The 19,435-nt window shown below is 56.8% G+C and carries 14 protein-coding genes; 1 reads left to right on the top strand and 13 read right to left on the bottom strand.

The features are described from left to right. Positions 1–123 precede the first annotated feature (123 nt). From JT718_RS19205 to JT718_RS19195, 3 genes are all read right to left on the bottom strand, one after another. Positions 124–1,299 (bottom strand): zinc dependent phospholipase C family protein, encoded by a 1,176-nt coding sequence (locus JT718_RS19205; RefSeq protein ID WP_205504419.1) that lies wholly within the window; start codon positions 1,297–1,299, stop codon positions 124–126. A 314-nt stretch (positions 1,300–1,613) separates the two neighbouring features. Next, positions 1,614–2,330 carry a pirin family protein gene (locus tag JT718_RS19200; protein ID WP_205504418.1) on the bottom strand — a complete coding sequence of 239 codons (717 nt, stop codon included), beginning with the start codon at positions 2,328–2,330 and terminating at the stop codon, positions 1,614–1,616. Between the two features lie 149 nt (positions 2,331–2,479). Then, complete coding sequence (locus JT718_RS19195) at positions 2,480–3,241, bottom strand: LexA family transcriptional regulator (RefSeq protein ID WP_205504417.1); 762 nt, start codon at positions 3,239–3,241, stop codon at positions 2,480–2,482. Positions 3,242–3,590: 349 nt separating this feature from the next. On the opposite strand from JT718_RS19195, the gene JT718_RS19190 reads away from it, so the two are divergent. Continuing rightward, positions 3,591–4,778, top strand: a complete 1,188-nt coding sequence (locus tag JT718_RS19190) for a S8 family peptidase (RefSeq protein WP_240337183.1) — start codon at positions 3,591–3,593, stop codon at positions 4,776–4,778. Positions 4,779–4,938: 160 nt separating this feature from the next. Here the strand turns inward: JT718_RS19190 and recQ are convergent, their stop codons facing one another. The 10 genes from recQ to JT718_RS19140 all read right to left on the bottom strand — a co-directional run bounded on the left by recQ (position 4,939) and on the right by JT718_RS19140 (position 19,353). After that, positions 4,939–7,077, bottom strand: a complete 2,139-nt coding sequence (recQ, locus tag JT718_RS19185; protein ID WP_205504416.1) for a DNA helicase RecQ — start codon at positions 7,075–7,077, stop codon at positions 4,939–4,941. 126 nt (positions 7,078–7,203) lie between these two features. Beyond that, positions 7,204–7,536: a phage holin family protein gene (locus JT718_RS19180; RefSeq protein ID WP_205504415.1), complete on the bottom strand. Its 333-nt coding sequence runs from the start codon at positions 7,534–7,536 to the stop codon at positions 7,204–7,206. Between the two features lie 18 nt (positions 7,537–7,554). Next, a complete protein-coding gene (locus JT718_RS19175; protein ID WP_240337182.1) occupies positions 7,555–8,646 on the bottom strand; it encodes an agmatinase family protein in 1,092 nt (363 codons plus the stop codon). Position 8,647: 1 nt separating this feature from the next. Further along, positions 8,648–9,934 (bottom strand): polyamine aminopropyltransferase, encoded by a 1,287-nt coding sequence (gene speE / locus JT718_RS19170; RefSeq protein WP_205504414.1) that lies wholly within the window; start codon positions 9,932–9,934, stop codon positions 8,648–8,650. A 196-nt stretch (positions 9,935–10,130) separates the two neighbouring features. Then, the gene (locus JT718_RS19165; RefSeq protein ID WP_205504413.1) at positions 10,131–10,754 is read right to left on the bottom strand and encodes a chemotaxis protein CheC; all 624 of its coding nucleotides are present in this window, start codon (positions 10,752–10,754) and stop codon (positions 10,131–10,133) included. Positions 10,755–10,790: 36 nt separating this feature from the next. Next, entirely contained in the window at positions 10,791–12,422 is a 1,632-nt protein-coding gene (locus JT718_RS19160; RefSeq protein ID WP_205504412.1) for a chemotaxis protein CheA, read from the bottom strand. Further along, positions 12,419–13,516, bottom strand: coding sequence for a chemotaxis protein CheB (locus JT718_RS19155; protein WP_205504411.1), 1,098 nt, complete (start codon positions 13,514–13,516; stop codon positions 12,419–12,421). The genes JT718_RS19160 and JT718_RS19155 overlap by 4 nt, the downstream gene beginning before the upstream one ends. Before the next feature lie 65 nt (positions 13,517–13,581). Then, entirely contained in the window at positions 13,582–13,965 is a 384-nt protein-coding gene (locus JT718_RS19150; protein ID WP_205504410.1) for a response regulator, read from the bottom strand. A 25-nt stretch (positions 13,966–13,990) separates the two neighbouring features. Then, positions 13,991–14,491 carry a chemotaxis protein CheW gene (locus tag JT718_RS19145; RefSeq protein WP_205504409.1) on the bottom strand — a complete coding sequence of 167 codons (501 nt, stop codon included), beginning with the start codon at positions 14,489–14,491 and terminating at the stop codon, positions 13,991–13,993. Then, positions 14,491–19,353, bottom strand: a complete 4,863-nt coding sequence (locus JT718_RS19140; RefSeq protein ID WP_240337181.1) for a HAMP domain-containing protein — start codon at positions 19,351–19,353, stop codon at positions 14,491–14,493. Before JT718_RS19140 ends, JT718_RS19145 begins: the two co-directional genes overlap by 1 nt. Positions 19,354–19,435 lie beyond the last annotated feature (82 nt).

The raw sequence follows: 19,435 nt of genomic DNA, 5'->3' as shown, positions 1-19,435 counted from the left end.
AATGGCGTTAATCAGGAGGCAAACTGCCCTTCTACCAACAAATAGAAGGAGGACTACTCTCCGCTGGTATCCAAGGGGAGCGACAAACAGGATCATATAGGCTGCCCGGGCTACCTTCTTCCCTTAACTGGCCGCTCTCAGCTTGGCCAGGAGTTCCTGGGTCTTTTTCCACTTTTCCTGGGCCTCTTTGTCTCCCTGCTTAGGGGCGGCGGCGTTTTGGTAGAAATTCAGGAGGTTACTCCGCACCTCGGGAGCCAGGGCCTTGAACTCGGTATTGCCGAGCCTTTCCAGCCACTCAGCGTAAGCGGCATCGGCCTTGCCGTATTTGCCTGGCTGGGTGCGGGAGCCGGTGTCCAGGTCGGTGTTGTCAATGGCCTGGGCGGTGGCGGGGAGCGCCCTGATGCCTTCGCCGTATTTGGTGGAGGTCACGTTGAAGCTCTCCATGAACAGCTTCTCGGCCTCCGGGGTGGGCGGCTTGAACGCGAACGTCTGATTTGGGCCTATTTTTGGCAAAACGCGCAATAACCAGCTCAGGCCCCGCTGAAACAAGGAAGGCCGTTGGTATTCTCTTCCCCATTGCTGGTGGTAATCGGTTTTCCTGATCCGGTAGAGGTACTGGCGGCGGGTGATACTTGGCTGGGCTGCCTTTATCTCAGAGGCCTTCAGGTTCCAGGCGGCTTTGGTCAGGCTGGGGATGAGCGTGCTCACCGACCTTCTGAACGAACCGATGGTCAGCTTGAGGTTCACGAACAGACTGCCCAGCTCCAGCCCGTACGTTTTCTGGAACGCCCGCTCCAGCACCTCCTGGCTTACCTCAAACCCGATGAAGTTGCGGTACGCCTCGGGGGCGTAGTGGCCCCGGGCCACCTGCAGCACATCAAACCCGAACTCCATTTTCACGTGCGCCACGGGATGCTCCTCGTACGTGACGCTGGTTCCGTGCTCGGCCTTCAGCTCGGGGTATACCAGGGGCACCGAGCGGTTGGTCCCGATGGGGTGGCCGTAGTTGTCGGCGTAGTAATGGGCGAGCGCGCCAAGGGCAAAGGCGTACTCGTCCAAGGTCTTGGCCTCGGCCAACAGGGCCGCGATAAAGTCGCCGCTCCTCACGTAATGGGTAAGATCCGTGAAAAAGGTGTTCCCGAACGGATAGTAGCCCATGTCCTGGATGATGGCCCCGCCGTAGGCATGGGCGTGGGCTTTGGTGAGTTGCTGCGGGGTAGCCTGCGGGTACTTCTTCTTGAGGGCCGGCACAAGGTAAGGCTCCCAGGCCACATCAATAATGGCCTGGTGGGTAAGCACGCCGTACGCTCGGCTGTTTTGGGGCCAAAACTGAAAAAAAATCCAAAAAACAAGAATCAAGAAAGTACCCGGTCTTTTCTGCATATGGTGTGACAAGCTCTGTTTTCGCTCCGGCCCACGGCGGGTTCCCGATAGCGCTGCTCCTGCCCTACATACGGGAAATACGGAGGTGAAGTAAACAGTCCGCCGCCACGAACCAACCAGGGGAAATGATGGTCCGGGAAGGAATCTCCTGAATAGCTTTTGGATCAGTCCTTTATAAAACAAAAAAGACCCGTACAGCGCCGGGCCTTCTTCCATTTTATATGTGAAACTTAGTAGTTGGCTTCCACGCCGGGCAGGTCAATCAGCAGAAAGGTACTGTCGGCGGTGGCCATGATGCGCAGGGCATCAATGTCGGCGGCCCTTACCTGGTCGTTCTTCTGCACCGCCAGGCCGTTCACGAACAGCTCGCCCGTGGTCACGTACAGTAGGCTCTTCCGGATGGGGAAGGTCTTGAAATCTATCTCCTTGCCCTCGCGCAGGTTGGCGTAGTAGATGGTGGAATTGGAGTTGATGTACACCACGTCTTCCAGCACCTTTTGGCCGGTCACCAGGGGAATGAGCTCATTTTTCTCGTCCAGAAAATCAATGGCCTTCTGCTCGTAGCTGGGGGCCAGCCCCTGCTTGTTGGGCAGGAACCACAACTGGTAAAGATGCAGGTCTTTGTCAGTGTGGTTGTGCTCTGCGTGGCGCACGCCCGTGCCGGCGGTCATGCGTTGCACTTCGCCCGCTTTTATCACCGTGTCGTTGCCCAGGCTGTCGGTGTGCGTTACCTCGCCTTCCAGCACAATGGTCACAATCTCCATCTCAGAATGCGCATGCTCGGGAAAGCCGCTGTTGGCTTTGATGTAATCATCGTTGAAGACCCGCAGCGGACCCCACTGCACGTTGCCGGGGTCATAGTAGTCTGCGAAGGAGAACAGGAAGTAGGAGTCTAGCCACCCGTGCGAGGCGTGGTGTCTGTTGGAGGCGGGTATGATCTCAATCATAGTGAAGGCGCTGGTTGGTTAAGGGTAAATACGTACCCCAAGGCCTGAAGTTTACCAGTGGACCCCGCCAGAAAGCCGAAAGCCCTTTCGGGGCTGTTTTGGGGAAAACAGCCCCGAAAGGGCTTTGCAGTACAAGATGGTATGGCGGCCTACTTGGCGGTCTTGAGTTTTTTTACTTCCTGCTGCAGGTCCAGCACCAGAGAGGTGAGTTTGTCCAGGGAGATCTCAGCCATGGGGAACGTGGTGCTGATGTAGGCCTTGGCCTCCCAGAGCTCTACCACGTCTTCCAGGGAAACCTCGTAGGGCTCGTAGCTGGGGTTATCCGAGTGCAGCCGCAGCGCCGACTGCTTTTGCTGGTGGTAAATGCGCTTGAAGACAATGCCTTCCTGCAGGCTCACCACAATGCAAGGCGTTCCGTCCTTTATCTCCTGCCAGCGCTCCACGTAGCGGCCTACAATGACCGTTCCGGAAGGGATGGGCAGCATGGAGTCGCCCTTTATCTCAAAGGCACGGTACGTGCCGGGGCTCTGGATCATGGGCAACCTAAACTTAGGCAGCTCCTCCATAAACTCAGGGTCAGCGTATCCGTTCAGGTAACCGGCGCTGGCTTTGTACGGCACCAGTTCAATGTTCTCGCGGTTCTGAGCGTCTACCGTGATGGAAAGCACTTTAACGTTAGACTGCTTCCGGCCGGCGGCGCCCTTGCCCGTGTTGGGTAAGTCGGGGTTGATTAGTTCATCTACAGACATCTGGAAGACCTGAGCCATCTTCATCAGCGTAGCCAGCTTAGGCTCCGCCCTTCCCTCTTCGTAGGCACCAATCAAGGAGCGCTTAATCTCCAGCTTTTCTGCCAGTTGCACCTGGGTAAGATTAAGTTGCTTTCTAAGGTATTTCAGGTTTGTGCTAAGCATAAATGGTCTGTTGATTGAATTACTCCCTAAAAGTACTAATTCTTTAGCAAACAACTAACAATTTTGGCATTGATATTTTAGCAGATTTCCAGTTTTCTTTGATAAAATAGCCAGACGCTTCCTAAAGACCTATTTACCAGGGAGATCCAGATTTAAATTTAGCTATACCTACATTCATATACTTCTATATAACTGCTTTTATATCAATGCTTTATTAGAATTTAAGCTTGGATGTGGGTAGGATTTTTTAGTACATTTGGAAAGCAGACGATACAAAGTACCATGTGTTTTTACCAAAACCACTGCAACACTTTCTATATGATTCACCTTTACTAACCCCCTAATGCCTATGAATTCAGCTACGTTTAAGAAAGCCGTGTCTTTTTTTGCCTTAGCCTCAGTCTTTTCAATGTCTGGTTGCCAGCAGGAAGAATTGATGGAGGAACAGGCCTCCCTGCCGGTGGAGCCCACCGCTTCTTCCAAAGCCGTTGAAGGCAAGTACATTGTTGTGTTGAAAGAAAGTACCCACCAGAGCGGACAAACCCTGCGCGAACGCCTGCTGGCCCGGAACGGGTTTGACGCCAGCCGCATCAGCGATGTTTTCCAGGGAGGATTCAACGGTTTTGCGGGCCGCTTCAACAAAGACGAGATCAACCGGCTGAAAGCAGACGCGAGCGTAGCGTACGTAGAGCCCGAGCAGGCGGTGCTGCTGGGCAAAGAAACCAAAACTGCAAGTGCCTCCTCTACCTCTACCTCCACCTCAACCACCACCACTTCTACCCAGACCATTCCGTGGGGCGTGGCGCGGGTGGGCTACGGCGACGGCACGGGCAAGACCGTGTGGGTGATTGACTCGGGCGTGCAGTCCAGCCACCCCGACCTGAACGTGGACAAGGTGCGCAGCAAGTCCTTCATCTCGGGTGTGACCTCCTGGGAGGACGGCTACGGGCACGGCACCGGGGTGGCCGGCATCATCGGGGCCAAGAACAACGGCATCGGCGTGGTGGGCGTGGCGGCCAACGCCACCATTGTGGCCCTGCGCGTGTTTGACAACACCGGCTACGGAACCCTTACCCGCATCTACTCGGCCTTGAACCATGTGTACAAGAACGGCAAGCCCGGCGACGTGGTGAACATGAGCCTGCGCGTGAACGCCTCCACCATGCTGGACGACCTGGTGAAGAAGACCGCCGCCCGCGGCATCTACATTGCGGTAGCCGCCGGCAACAGCTACATTGACTGCAAGAACGACTCGCCCGCCCGCGTGGTGGCCCCTAACGTGTTCGTGGTGTCCAACATGGACTCCTACGGCAACTTCAACAAGAGCTCCAACTTCGGGACCTCGGTGAAGTTCTCCGCCCCCGGCACCAGCATCTACACCACCTGGAAAGGCGGAGGGTACGTTAGCGGAACCGGCACTTCCTACGCCGCCCCGCACATTGCTGGTATTCTGGCCTTAACCGGTGGCAAAGTACGCTCCCAGGGCACCGTGGCCGGCGACCCAGACGGTAAGCCAGACCCCATCGCCCTGAAATAACCCTTGTCTTTTATTTCCCCAACACCAAGAAGGCCGGTTTCTTAGAACCGGCCTTCTTGGTGTTTACTGCGGGAGTGAACGCCCGTTTGGGGGCAGTTTTGCCGAAAATGGGCCCTAAACAGGATTTCCTTTCCCTTCTTCCTTGAAATTCTAGCCCCGTTTACTGCTGGTTGTTCTCGCGGTTAAAGCGCCCAATCGCCAGCCTTATTTTCAGGTAGTCTATTTCGCCTTCCAGGTACTCATAGATGGGCTTCATGGCCGTGGTCTGGTTGGTTTTCAGAATGCCCTCCTTCACGCGGCTGTACTCCCAGTCGGATAGGTACGGCTTCAGGTCCACGTCATAGCCCTGCTGGTAGAGGGTGGCCAGGTGCGAGTACACGGTGTTGATCTGCACCTGGCGCTGCTCAGAGATTTCCTCAGGAGTTTTGCCCTGCCGCAGCAGCTCATACGTCACCAGGTGCGTGGTTCCCTTCATGCGGGCATTCTGCTGGTCGGCCTGCTGGGCCAGGAAACTCAGGATGGCATTGATGAAGATCTCGCCGTACTGCTGGTACTTGGCCTGCGCCACCCCCGAGATGGCCAGGAAAGCCGGTTTGTTGGTGGGTCGCTGCTCGGCAATCTCCTGCAGGGTGGTATCGGTGAAGACCACGTAGGGCGGAATGTTGCGCTCCTGGGCCAGTTGTTTCCGGAGTTGGCGCAGGTGCTCAAACAAAGCCGTTTCAAGGCCACTTCTGGCTTTCTTCTGCTTTTTCTCTTTCTCTTCTTTGGGGCTCACCGGCTGGAACTTCACCAGCTCTACCTTCTTGTGCTTGAACAGGACTTCCTGGCTGGCGTTGGTGAGCTTCAGGGCCCCGTGCTCGTCATAGGCCACCTCCAGAATGCCCTGGTTGATCAACTGATGGATGTAGCGCTGCCAGTCCTGCGAGGGAACATCGCGGCCCGCCCCGAAGGTTTTCAGCTGGTCATAGCCCCGGCTCAGGGTAAGCTGGTTCCGCGAGCCCCGCAAGATGTCCACCACCTGGGCCGAGGCCACGGTTTCCTTGGTGCGTGCCACCGCCGAAAGGATTTTCTGGGCGTACTCGGTGCCGTTGAACGAGGTGGGCGGGTTGTCGCAGATGTCGCAGTTGCCGCAGTCCTGGGGGTATTCCTCGCCAAAGTAGTGCATGAGGGTTTTGCGCCGGCAGCTGGTGCTCTCCGCGAACTGCTGCATGCGGTCCAGCTTGGCCAGGGAAAGGTTCTGCTCCGTGGTGCTTTCGCCCTGCGTGATGATGTCGCGCAGGGTCATGACATCGGCCAGGCTGTAAAAGAGCAGCGCCTCGGCCGAGGCCCCGTCGCGGCCGGCCCGGCCTATCTCCTGGTAGTAGCTCTCCAGGTTCTTGGGCAGGTTGTAGTGGATCACCCAGCGCACGTTGGATTTGTCAATGCCCATCCCAAACGCAATGGTGGCGCACATGATCTGCACGTTGTCCTGCAGAAAGCGCTCCTGCACCCGCTCCCGGTCCCGGGCCGACAAGCCGGCGTGGTAATAATCGACGTTATAGCCTTTCTCCTTGAGTTTGGCGGCCAGCGTCTCGGTGGCCTTGCGGCTGAGGCAGTAGACAATGCCCGGCTGAAAGGGGCGTTCCTCCAGAAAGTCCAGGATGGCTTCCATGCGCTTCTGGCCGGGCTGCACCTGCAGGTAAATGTTGGGCCGGTCAAACGAGGAGATGAATACTTTGGGGTCCTGCAGGTAGAGCTGCGTGAGGATGTCGCGCTGCGTGAGGCGGTCAGCGGTGGCGGTGAGGGCAATGATGGGCACCTCGGGGAACTGGAGCTTGAGGTTCTTCAGCTGCAGGTACTCGGGTCGGAAATCATGGCCCCAGGCCGAAATACAGTGCGCCTCATCAATGGCGAACAGGTTAATCTGCAGGCGCTTCAGGAAGGAAAAGAACCCCGCCGAGAGCAGCTTCTCCGGCGAGACGTACAGCATCTTAAGGCGGCCGTCAAAGCACTGCTGCTCAATGAGCTGTTGTTCTTTGGCCGATTGGGAACTGTTGAGGTAGCCGGCGTTCACGCCGTTGCCCAGCAGGGCCTCTACCTGGTCTTTCATGAGGGCAATGAGGGGCGAAACCACCACGGTAAGGCCGGGCATCACCAGGCCCGGCACCTGGTAGCACACCGACTTGCCGCCGCCCGTAGGCATGAGCACCACCGTGTCGCGCTTCGCCAGCACGTTTGAAATGATATCCTCTTGTCCCGGTCTGAACTGATCGTAGCCAAAATACTGCTTCAGCGCTTCCCGTGCTTCCCTTACTCCCATTTTCTAACTGTTTTGACAAAAATACGCCAAAAACCGCTTTTTTCCTTTCAACCTTGCGCCAATAAACAAGAATAGCCCGGAAAAGCATCCGGGCTATCTAATAAGGTTAGCAAAAAGGCTGTTTTTTTAGAAGATGGCGTCTATGATGGCCGTGGCAATGGAAAGCACCAGGCTAAAAAGAATGGCCGTGAGCAAGCCACTCACATTAAATCCGTCCAGCAGGTAATCGGCCATGTAGAGGATAATGGCGTTGATGACCAGCAGGAACAGCCCCAGGGTCATGAACGTGACCGGAATGGTGAGGAGCACCAGCACGGGCCGCACAATGGCGTTGAGCACGGCCAGCACCAGGGCCAGCAGAATGGCTCCCGTGATGCCGTCAATGGTGACGCCCGGGAAGAACTGGGCCAGCACCAGGGCCACAATTCCGGTAACAATGATTTTCAGGATGAATCCCATAGTGAGGAGCGGTTTAGGTTAGTGAGCAGCCTCTAGTCTCTTCTGCGATACGGCCATCCAGTTGCAGAGTTTGTACAGCAGGCGGGCACCCACGTTGCCGTTCCACTCACTGTCGCCGGGGGCCACCTCGCACAGGTCAAACCCGATGATCTCCCTACCCGATTTCACCAGCGCCTTGATGAGGTAAACGGCTTCCTCAAACTCAAATCCGCCGGGGACCGGCGTGCCGGTGCCGGGGCACAGCTTGGGGTCCAGCCCGTCAATGTCAAAGCTGATGTACACTTTCTGGGGTAGCTGCGCGATGATCTTTTTGCACTGCTTGCGCCAGGAGTTGCCCTCGTACATCTTTGACTTGAGCTTGCTGTCATAGAACGTGGTGATGCGCCCGTTGGACTGGTCCACCAGCTCGGCCTCGGCCTGGCACAGGTCCCTAATGCCCACCTGCACCAGTTTTTTCACCTGGGGCAGCTTGAGGGCGTTGAACATGATGGAGGCGTGTGAGTAGGTGAAGCCCTCGTAGGCTTCGCGCAGGTCGGCGTGGGCGTCTACCTGCAGAATCCCGAATTCCTCGTGCTTCTCGGCCAGGGCGTGCATAAAGCCCAGCGGGGTGCTGTGGTCGCCGCCCAGAACGCCCACCAGCTTGCCTTTCTCCAGGTAGGCCAGCGTTTCCGCTTTAGACCACTGCAGCAGCTCCTCGCCTTTCTGGTTCACTTCGGCCAACGTAGCGTCAAACTGGGAGGCATCGCCCTGGCTGCCGGTTTCCAGCCACTCAATGTAGGCCTCGGTCTTCTCGCGCAGGCGCTGGCTTTCCTGGGCCCATTCCTCAGGCACGGCGGGCATGTGAATGCCCAGGTGCCAGGCGTTGCGCAACTCGGGGTCAAACAGGTCCAGCTGCGGGGAGGCATCGCGCACGGCGGCCGGTCCTTCGGCGGTTCCGGCGTTGTAAGAAACGGTCACTTCCCACGGAATGGGGAAAATCACTACCTCAGACTCTTCCTCGGTGAACGGAAGCCCGAAAAGGCCACTGCCTACTTCCCCTACGCCGTTCTGGTCAAAAGACGTTATTTTCTTGTGCTTTGAATCACACATGGTGGGCATGGTCATACGCATATTACGCTGGTTTAGAAGCTAATAAATCTTTTACAAAGTTTGGTAAGGCAAAGGCGGCCAGGTGAATGTCTTCATTGTAGTACCGCAGCCCCTGCTCCCGGGAGAAGGCCGCCACGGCCTCGGCGTTGAACTGCCGGGGGTTTACGCTGCCTTTGGCGCAGAACGAGAAGCTCCAGGTACCCGTTGGATACGTGGGGATGGCCGCCAGGTAACAATGCACCTTGTCTGGCCCGAAAATGCCCTTGTAGGTATCAAAGATCTCCACGAACACGCTGGTGTTGAAACGGGGCGACTCGCTCTGGGTGATCATCACGCCTTCCGGAGTGAGGCAGCGGTACACCTGGCTGTAGAATTCGGCGGTGAACAAGCCTTCGCCCGGCCCCACCGGATCGGCGGAGTCTACAATGATCAAATCAAAAGAAGCGTCTGGCGTGTCCTGGATGTATTTGATGCCGTCTTCAATGAGCAGCTTGAGCCTGGGATGGCCGAAGGCGCTGGCGGTTTCGGGCAGGTGCTGCCTGCAGGCTTCAATCACCAGTTCGTCAATTTCTACCAGCACCACTTCTTCAATGCCGTCGTGGCGCAGCAGTTCGCGCACGGTGCCGCCGTCGCCGCCGCCAATCACCAGGGCGCGCTTCACGTGGCCGTGGCTGAACACCGGCACGTGCGTGATCATCTCGTGGTACACGTACTCGTCTTTCTGGGTGCACATGACCATGCCGTCCAGGGTGAGCATGTTGCCGTAGGCCAGGGTCTCAATCACCTCCACCTTCTGATAGGGCGACTGCTTTTTGTAGAGCTGGTTTCCGGTGTGTTTCAGGGAAAGGGCAATGTTTTCGTCGCGTTCGGTGAACCAGACATCGCGGGTAATGCTGGGGATGGGCGCTACCTGCTGACCAGAATCACGTGCTTCCACGGTGAAGTCGGTGCGCTTGAGCAGGCTCTGCTGGCCGCGACGGCACTCCATGGACGAGCCATGGCTGGCCTCAAAGGCCTCCTTCAGGTAATTGTAGGACACCCAGGGGTCTACCGAGTCGCCGCAGGTGAACAGGTCCACGGCCGCGTAGCCGTACTCGGGCCAGGTATGGATGGCCAGGTGGCTCTCCTGGATTACCACCACCCCGGAAACGCCATAAGGAGAGAAGTGGTGAAACGTGCTGTTGATGACCGTGGCCCCGGCGGTTTCGGCGGCAGCCACCATGCTGTTCTCAATGTGTACCACATCATTCATCAATTCTGGCGAGCAGTTGTAGAACTCTACCAGAATATGTCTTCCTAAAGCGTCCATAGGCGGGTGTTAAATCTTGTTTTTGTTTCAGACGCGCAAAACAACAAAAAAGATACTGCATTGGAAAGGGAGCACGGCCCGGCGTTTGGGGTCTGTTTTGCCGAAAATGGCCCTAAAACGCCCGTTCTGTCCTCATTGTGAAGCAAAAGAGCCGCCCGGGGGCGGCTCTTTTGAGAAGGAAAATATCTTGGTTCGGCTATTTGGTAAGGAAATTATAGGACCTGATGATCTCCAGGATCTTGATGAACGTGGAGGTGTCAAAGAACAGCAGCAGCGGCAGCTCCACCATCTGGGAGTTGTTGGTGAACTGCGTGATCACGGTGAACACCAGGGGCTGGAACAGCGGGTGGTCGGTGAAGATGCCTTTCAGGGACTCGGCGATGTCGTGTTTGGGGGCCACCGGCGGCGAGCCGTAGATGTTGGACTTTAAGATATTGGCCAGCTGCGTGACCAGGGCGCCCGTGATGATGTTGCTCACCTCCAGCAGCAAGGATTCCTGCATCTCGGTGAGGGGCTCGCTGCCCTTCACGGCCATGCCCAGACATACTTTAGAGAGCTGCTCCACGTGCGCCTCAGAGAACAGCATGAGGGTGGAGCCGTTCAGCTCCCCTTTTATGTCTGACTGTATGATCACGTGCGAGTTTTCATAGGCGCGCACAATCTTTAACAGCTCTTCGGCCTCCATCAGCTGCAGATCGGGCACTTTCAGGAGTACGCGGTCTTTGGCAATGACGGCAAAAGAGTCGGCCGCCCGGGCTAATCCTATGTTGAGGATTTCCTTGATGATATCCCGCTCTAGTTCATTTACTTGAAGCTCCATGAATCAGGCATTAAATTGTTTTGGTCCCTCCAGCACTTACCTTCTGGTTATAAAGTAGCGGGTAATGGCGGCCACATCCAGCACCAGACACACCTTGCCCGATCCCAAAAGGGTTACCCCCGCGTAAATCTCAATGGTATTGACCGGCTTGCTCAGGGCCTTGATCACAATGTCCTGCTGCCGCAGCAGCTTGTCCACAATGAGGCCCAGTTTCCGGTTGTTGTAGGTCACAATGATGATGTTCTGCGCATCACCCGTTAAATCTTTCTTCTTTACGCTGTACTCCCTTATGTCGGTATTGAAGAGCTCGCGCAATGACACAATGGTGATGGTCTCCCCGTTGATGTCGGCCACCAGCAGCTCGCCCACCTCGTGCAGGTCCCGGGTGGGGAACGCCACCACCGAGTCGGTGTGCATGAGCGGAATGGCGTAAAAATTCTCCTCCACCTGGCACAGGAGCGCCCCTTTCACCGCAATGGAGGTAGGCAGGAAAAGCGTGAAGGTAGTGCCTACGCCTTTCTTTGAGTCTACCTTTATGCGGCCCCCAATGGAGTCAATGGCGTTCTTCACCACATCCAGCCCCACGCCCCGGCCCGACACCTCGGTTACTTCCTTGGCCAGGGAGAACCCGGGTTCAAACAAATACGAAAGCACCTCGGTCTCGCGCAGGTCTTTGGTGGCATCGGCGGTGAGGAAGCCGCGCTGCACAATGGCCCGCCGCACCTCTTCCTGGTCAATGCCTTTCCCGTCGTCAGACAACCGCAGGATCACGGTGTCCCGGTCATTCTGCGCCGAGAGCGAAATGTTGCCCTGCGGCGTTTTCTTGGCCTTTTTCCTGATTTCGGCCTTTTCTATGCCGTGCGAGATGGCGTTGCGCATCAGGTGCAGCAAAGAGTCGGTGATGATCTGCAGGATGTTGCGGTCTATCTGAATGTCCTGCCCCGAGATGTCCAGGTTGATCTCTTTCTTCTCGGCCACCGCAATGTCCCGCACAATACGGGGAAACTTATTGAACAAAGAGCCCACGTTTACCAGGCGGGCATCCATGACGCTGTACTGCAGCTCCTCGGTGATGCGGTACAGGTGCGCGCTCACGTTCTTGAGATCGTCATGGTCCAGCTCTTTGCTGATGGACACAATCCGGTCACGGTCAATGATCAGCTCGCCCACCAGGTTGAGCAGGTGGTCCAGCTTCTTGATCTGAATGTAGATCAGATCAGAGAGCGACAGGTTCTTAGAGGTATAATACTTCTGAACCTTTGACAGGTCAGAGGAATTATCGGTGAGGGAATTGACGATGATGTCCAGGTTGCGGAGCAGGGCCGGGCTGGGCTCTACCTCGTTGGGGCCGTCAATGCCGGTGATCATCTCGCCCAGCATGTCAATGCCGTCGAATAGTACGGTCACTACCTCATCACTGAAACTCAGCTCCCGGCTGCGGATCATGCCAAAAGCCGTTTCCAGTTTGTGCGACACATCGGCAATGGACGTGTAGCCAATGGCCTTCGCGTTGGCTTTCAGGTTATGGAGCAACCTGAAAATCTCGGCCAGCAGCTGCTCGTCTTCCGGGTTTTTCTCCAGATCACTGATGTGCCGGTTCAGCGCATCATAGTACTCGAGAGCCTCGGCTATAAATATCTCTTTATATTCCTGATCTCTCGACTTCATCCTTTGTAATTACGTTGGAGCGCCTGGCTCATGTGGGGGCCGGCGGTAAACCGGTGAATGATGGAATGGATCTGGCCTAAGGCCACCACTCCATGGACCACCCCGCTTTCAATCGCCGACTTGGCCATCCCGAAAATGGTGGAGGTTTCTCTATTCTGGGCAATGACGGTGCCGCCCTGGTTCATGATCTCGCGGGCCCCGGCGGTTCCGTCCTGTCCCATGCCGGTTAAGATAACACCCAGCACCCGGGCAGGAGCACACTGCGCGGCAGAGGCCATGAGCACATCTACCGAGGGCGTGTCCATGGCAGCCGAAGGCTCCAGGGCAATGGTCAGTTCTTTGGCGCGCAGCGGCGAGCGCTTTACCCGCATGTTCTGCCCGCCGGGGGCAATGACAATGGTACCTGCGCTCAGTTTCATGCCCTGGTAGCCTTCTTCCACGCGCCAGTTGGTGCATTTCTGCAGCCGTTGGGCCAGGCGCTTGGTAAACTTTTCAGGCATGTGCACCGCCACCAGCACCACGGCAGGTTGCGGCGCAGACAGCTCCCGCACAATGGCTTCCAGGGCCAACGACCCGCCGGTGGAGGCCCCGATGACCACCACCTTTAGGGGCGCCTGCCCCGGAGCCGACGTTCTTACCCGATTTCTGGCCCCACTTTGGGCCGAATGGGCAGGTGCTTCCTTCTTTCTAACCACCGGTGCGGGGCTGGGATCTGAATACCTTACCACAAACTCGCGCAGGGTAGACATAAGACCGGCCTTGCCCCCGGCGGCACCTGTGCTTTCCACTGTTGCCGGCCTGGCCTCATGCCCGTTCACCCTGAACGTGCGGGGCAGGTAGAAAATACCCTCGGCCATTTCCTGCGACACCATGAGGAGCAACGCGGAGTCTTGCCCGTACACCGGCTTGAACAGGGGCAGCGATCCACTCATGGTCAGGCCATGGTGGGCTACAATCAGGTCGGGTTTGGCGGCCATGGCCTTGAAGATCAGCTCTTCCCGGGACCGGGCGGTGTCAACCACCTCCAGCCTGGGTTCGGCCTCTATCATGCCGGACAGCACCAACCGGGAGCGTACCGAGGTATCTCCTATCAAAACCCTAATCTTTGCTTGCTGCGTCTGCTGCACTGGTGAACGTAAGTGGCGTACCGGTTATTGATCTATTCTTCTTCTTTGAAGGCGTTGTTCAACGCCTCCAGCACTTTGTCTTCTGAGAAAGGCTTGATGATGTAGTGCAGGGCGCCGTACTCGGCGGCCTCGTTCATGATCACTTCCTGGCCCACGGCGCTCACAATCACTACCTTAATGCCTGGGTTGTCGCTCTTAATGCCTTTTAAGACATCAAGGCCGGTGTTGTCTGGCAAGATCACATCCAGGGTGACCAGGTCCGGCACCTTCTCCCGGGCTAGCTGCAGGGCGGTTTTGCCGTCTGGGGCTTCCCCCACCACATCATAACCAGCGTCCAGCAGCATGTTCTTCAACATAGTGCGCATGTAGAAAGAATCATCTACAATGAGTATTCTTTTTTTATCAGTGGATTCCATACGTTAATAGGTCAAATGATGAGCACTATGACTTTAATTGTAACACTTCATCGGAGGTCAGGATCTTGTACATGTCCAGCACAATGATGAGCCGGTCGTCTAGTTTTCCTATGCCCTCAATAAAGTTCTCATTGATATTGATGTCCTGGATAAACGAGGGCGTCTTGTCTATACTGGAAACCGGCAAGGTCAGGGACTGGGGAACTTCGCGCACAATAAAGCCCATGGTATAGTCCTTGGCTTCCATGACCAGGGTGTACGTGTGCCGTTCCGGCTCCTTGAAAGCACGTTCAATCCTGAAACGCTCCTCCAGGTCCATGATGGCAATGATGTCACCCCTGATGTTGGCCACTCCCTTGATGAAGGAAGGGGTTTTGGGCATGCGGGTAATCTCGGGGGTAATGGTTACCTCCTTTACCTGGTCAATGCGCACCCCGTACTCCTCTGTCCCCAGTTTAAAGACAATCAGATGGACCCGTTCCTCTACGGCCGCCTCTTTTTTGTCCCGTGCGTTCTGCGTTTCCATTATTCCTGACCTCTGTTTTTAGTAGCCTTTTTACTGGCAGCCTTCCGGATCAATTGGTTCTCGTCCAGATCGGTGCCGTTGAACGAGCGGCGGGCGGCGGGCATAGCCGTAAACTTGCGGTTGTTGCGGTTAGGGTACCCCACGCTGCCGTTCACCAGCTTGAAGGCCGAGATACTCACCTGCAGGTCTTCGGCAATGTCGTTCAGGCTCTGGCTGGAAGCGGTAAGCTCCTGCATGGAACCCGACAGTTGCTTGGCCGTGCCGGCTACCTGCTGGGTACCCGACGCCGTCTGCTCGGCAATGGCTACCACTTCTTCCACGTACTTCACCACGTCACCGATGGAGGTTTTCTGCACCTCGGTAGACACCAGGATGTCCTGCGCACTGCGGAGGGTTTCGCCGCTGGAGGTGGCAATGTTCTTAAAGGCGCCAGATGCCTCAAAGGTGGCGTTCTTTCCTTTCAATACCCGGCCTTCCATGGTGGCGATAGCGGCGGCGGCAGAAGAAGTATCTTTCTTCACGTCTTCTACCAGCGTGGCAATCTCACTCGCCGATTTACGGGAGCCTTCGGCCAGTTTCCTGATTTCCTCGGCTACTACCGCAAAGCCCCTTCCCGCCTCGCCGGCGCGGGCCGCCTCAATGGCCGCGTTCAGGGCCAGCAAATTGGTCTGGGCGGCAATATCAGTGATTACCCCCAGGGACTTGGAGATTTCCTGGCTGCGGGTACTCAGGACTTCAATGGTTTTGGCGGTAAGGGCCGCCGAAGAAGAGATCTCCTCCATGTTGCGCACCACCTCGGCCACCGTTTTCAGACCCAATTGGGAAGTTTCCTCCCCCATCACCGCCGAGCGGTTCACTACATCGGCTTTGTTGGCGGTTTCTTTGGTGGCCTTCATGATTTCCTCAATCAGTTTAAAGGCCTGGTCGGTTTTCAAGGCCTGGTTTTGCGCCCCTTCTGCCATTTGCTGCATGGCCAGGGCCACATCTACCGTTACGCGGTTCATCTCCAGGCCTTTGGCCGCCATTTCCTCAGACGAGCTTCCCACAATCAGGGAAGAATCGTTGATTTCACCCAGCAGGGCATTCAGGTTGTCTACCGCCAGGTTCAAGGCATTGGACATGGCCAGGATATCACCGGCGGTCTGGATTTCCACTTTCTGAGTCAAATCCCCTTCAGAGATGGAGCGAACCACCCGTGACACTTCCAGAACCGGCGTTACAATAGACTCCAGGAGGTCGTTGAGGGTATCTACCAGTTCTTTCCAGCTGCCGCTCACCCCAGGTACCGAGGCGCGCTCGGTAAGTTTTCCTTCCACCCCGGCTACTCTGGCCACCCGGCTTACCTCACCCGCCAGGCGGTTCAGGTCTTCCACCATGCTGTTGATGGTGTCGGCCAGTTCGGCCAGCTCGCCTTTGGCTTGCAGCGTCAGTTTCTGGGTCAGATCCCCTTTAGATACCGCCGTTACTACTTTCACAATGCCGCGTACCTGCGTGGTAAGGTTAGAGGCCATCACGTTCACATTGTCGGTGAGGTCTTTCCAAACTCCCGCCACGTTCGGCACTTTGGCCTGACCGCCCAGTCTACCCTCGGTACCCACTTCCAGGGCCACGCGGGTTACCTCGCCGGCGAAGATGTTCAGGGAGTCCACCATCTGGTTCAGGTTGTCCTTCAGCTCGGCCAGCTCGCCGCGCACATTCACCGTGATTTTCTGGGTCAGGTCGCCTTTCGCCACCGCAGTGGCTACGTTGGCGATGTCGCGCACCTGCAGCGTCAGGTTAGACGCCATGGTGTTTACATTATCGGTGAGGGCTTTCCAGGTCCCGGCCACATTTGGCACCGAAGCCTGTCCGCCCAATTTACCTTCGGTTCCCACCTCAACCGCCACGCGGGTTACCTCCCCGGCGAAGATGTTCAAGGAGTCCACCATCTGGTTCAAGATATTTTTCAGCTCCAGGAGCTCGCCTTTCACGTCCACGGTGATCTTCTGGGTCAGGTCTCCCTTGGCCACCGCCGAGGCCACGTTGGCAATATCCCGCACTTGCAGCGTCAGGTTGGAGGCCATGGAGTTTACGTTGTCGGTGAGCTCCTTCCAGGTACCGCGTACTTTTGGTACCGAGGCCTGTCCGCCGAGTTTTCCTTCCGTACCCACCTCGCGGGCTACCCTGGTTACCTCATCGGCGAAGATGTTCAAGGAGTCCACCATCTGGTTGAGGTTGTTCTTCAGCTCCAGGAGCTCGCCTTTCACGTCTACCGTAATCTTCTGGCTCAGGTCTCCGCGGGCAACGGCCGTGGCTACGTTGGCAATATCCCGCACCTGCAAGGTGAGGTTGGAGGCCATGTAGTTCACGTTTTCGGTCAAATCCTTCCAAACGCCGCCTACATTCGGCACGTTGGCCTGGCCGCCCAGGATTCCCTCAGTCCCCACCTCACGGGCTACCCGAGTTACCTCGCCGGCGAAGATATTGAGCGAGTCCACCATCTGGTTCAGGTTGTCCTTTAACTGCAGGAGCTCGCCTTTCACGTCCACGGTGATTTTCTGGGTCAGGTCTCCCTTGGCTACGGCCGTGGCCACGTTGGCGATGTCGCGCATCTGCGAGGTAAGGTTGCCGGCCATGTAGTTCACGTTATCGGTGAGGTCTTTCCAAACCCCGCCCACGTTTGGTACATTGGCCTGACCGCCCAATTTACCCTCGGTGCCCACTTCACGCGCCACACGGGTTACCTCGCCGGCGAAGATGTTCAGCGAATCCACCATCTGGTTGAGGTTGTCCTTCAGTTCGGCTAATTCGCCTTTTACCCCAACGGTGATCTTCTGGCTCAGGTCGCCACGGGCTACTGCGGTGGCCACGTTGGCAATATCCCGCACCTGCAGCGTCAGGTTAGACGCCATGGAGTTTACGTTATCTGTCAGGGCTTTCCAGGTTCCTGCCACGTTCGGCACAGAGGCCTGCCCGCCCAGTTTTCCTTCGGTTCCTACTTCCAGCGCCACGCGGGTTACCTCGCCGGCGAAAATGTTGAGGGAGTCCACCATCTGGTTCAGGTTGTCCTTCAGCTCGGCCAGCTCGCCTCGAACGCCCACCGTGATCTTCTGGCTCAAATCTCCTCTTGCCACGGCCGTGGCAACATTGGCAATGTCGCGCACTTGCAGCGTCAGGTTAGACGCCATGTAGTTCACATTATCCGTTAGGTCTTTCCAAACCCCGGCTACGTTCGGCACGGAAGCCTGGCCTCCCAACTTACCTTCGGTACCAACTTCGCGGGCAACGCGGGTCACCTCGCCGGCGAAGATGTTCAAGGAGTCCACCATCTGGTTCAGGTTGTCCTTCAGCTCGGCCAACTCGCCACGAACGCCTACCGTAATCTTCTGGCTTAGGTCTCCCCTTGCCACGGCGGTTGCCACGTTGGCGATGTCCCGTACCTGCAAGGTGAGGTTAGACGCCATGTAGTTCACATTATCCGTGAGGGCTTTCCAAACACCGGCCACGTTGGGCACGGAGGCCTGGCCGCCCAGGATACCTTCGGTTCCTACCTCGCGGCTTACGCGGGTCACCTCGTCGGCGAAGATGTTGAGCGAGTCCACCATCTGGTTCAGGTTGTCCTTCAGCTCGGCCAGCTCGCCTTTCACGTTCACGGTGATTTTCTGGGTCAGGTCGCCTTTCGCCACCGCAGTGGCTACGTTGGCGATGTCGCGCAGCTGAGAGGTCAGGTTGGAGGCCATGGTGTTCACGTTGTCGGTGAGGTCTTTCCAAACCCCGCCTACATTCGGCACTTTCGCCTGGCCGCCCAGTTTTCCTTCGGTGCCCACTTCGCGGGCTACCCGGGTTACTTCATCCCCGAAGATGTTCAAAGAATCCACCATCTGGTTGATGTTCTCTTTCAACTGCAACATCTCTCCTTTCAGGTCCACGGTTACTTTCTGGTCCAGGTTCCCCTGGGCCACGGCAGTGGTTACCTTGGCAATGTCCCGTACCTGAAGGGTCAGGTTAGAGGCCATCGCGTTTACGTTATCGGTCAGTTCTTTCCAGATACCGGCTACGTTGGGTACCGAGGCCTGTCCGCCCAGTTTTCCTTCGGTCCCTACCTCCAGGGCCACGCGGGTTACCTCGCCGGCAAACAGGTTCAGGTTGTCAATGGTGCGGTTGATGGTTTCGGCCATGACCTTGAAGTCCCCGGACACGGGAATCTGGAACGTCTCGTCCAGGTTGCCCCGCGAGATGTTCTTCAGTACCTTGCCTACCTCCAATACCGGAACGGCAATGGAGTCTACCAGGCCGTTGATGTTGTTGATCATGTCTTTCCAGAAACCAGAGGCGTTCTCGGCCGAGGCCCGGGCTTTCAGGTTTCCTTCCACCCCGGCCACTTTGGAGATCCGCGACACCTCGCCCCCTACGCCCCCAATCATCTCCACCATGGAGTTGTAGGCTTCGGCAATCTCGGAGAAGATGTCGTTGTTCTGCTTGGTGAGACGCACCGACACGTCGCCTTTTTTGAAGGCGTCCAGGGCGTAGAGCACGCGGTTGAGCTGCTCATTGATATAATCAGAGTTCTGGATCTGGGACTGGCGGGGCGTGTTGCTCTTTCTGGCCTGGTCATCCTGGGCCTGGATTGCGGTTTTCTCGCCTTTGTCAGCTTGCTTCTCCAATGCTTTTCCTCCGGCACGGGCTTTGGAGGCAGTGGGCTTCTCGCCTGCGTCTGCCCCTGCGGTTTCAACAACAGGGTTGGTGGGCTCGGGGGCCGGAGTCTCGCGCGGCGTTTCGGCCGGGGTCAACTCTGCCGCGGAGGCGGCAGCGGCATCCGTCGGTGGCACAGGCGGCGTTTCGGCCTCTGTCTTCCCAATCAGTTTGTCCTTGTTGAGTTTCAAATTCTTACCTAAAGCCATCTTATCTATGATTGAAGAGCGTTTTTATTGCTGGGGCAGAAAACTGCCCGATTATCTATATGGA

Source organism: Rufibacter psychrotolerans (genome assembly GCF_016924645.1).
Taxonomy (GTDB): domain Bacteria; phylum Bacteroidota; class Bacteroidia; order Cytophagales; family Hymenobacteraceae; genus Nibribacter; species Nibribacter psychrotolerans.
This window is presented reverse-complemented; position numbering and strand designations above follow the sequence as displayed.

Bases quoted from the DNA above. Each gene is read 5' to 3' on its own strand.
- JT718_RS19200 (WP_205504418.1), bottom strand. From the start codon at position 2,330: ATGATTGAGATCATACCCGCCTCCAACAGACACCACGCCTCGCACGGG.
- JT718_RS19195 (WP_205504417.1), bottom strand. From the start codon at position 3,241: ATGCTTAGCACAAACCTGAAATACCTTAGAAAGCAACTTAATCTTACC.
- JT718_RS19190 (WP_240337183.1), top strand. From the start codon at position 3,591: ATGAATTCAGCTACGTTTAAGAAAGCCGTGTCTTTTTTTGCCTTAGCC.
- recQ (WP_205504416.1), bottom strand. From the start codon at position 7,077: ATGGGAGTAAGGGAAGCACGGGAAGCGCTGAAGCAGTATTTTGGCTAC.
- JT718_RS19180 (WP_205504415.1), bottom strand. From the start codon at position 7,536: ATGGGATTCATCCTGAAAATCATTGTTACCGGAATTGTGGCCCTGGTG.
- JT718_RS19175 (WP_240337182.1), bottom strand. From the start codon at position 8,646: ATGCGTATGACCATGCCCACCATGTGTGATTCAAAGCACAAGAAAATA.
- speE (WP_205504414.1), bottom strand. From the start codon at position 9,934: ATGGACGCTTTAGGAAGACATATTCTGGTAGAGTTCTACAACTGCTCG.
- JT718_RS19165 (WP_205504413.1), bottom strand. From the start codon at position 10,754: ATGGAGCTTCAAGTAAATGAACTAGAGCGGGATATCATCAAGGAAATC.
- JT718_RS19160 (WP_205504412.1), bottom strand. From the start codon at position 12,422: ATGAAGTCGAGAGATCAGGAATATAAAGAGATATTTATAGCCGAGGCT.
- JT718_RS19150 (WP_205504410.1), bottom strand. From the start codon at position 13,965: ATGGAATCCACTGATAAAAAAAGAATACTCATTGTAGATGATTCTTTC.
- JT718_RS19145 (WP_205504409.1), bottom strand. From the start codon at position 14,491: ATGGAAACGCAGAACGCACGGGACAAAAAAGAGGCGGCCGTAGAGGAA.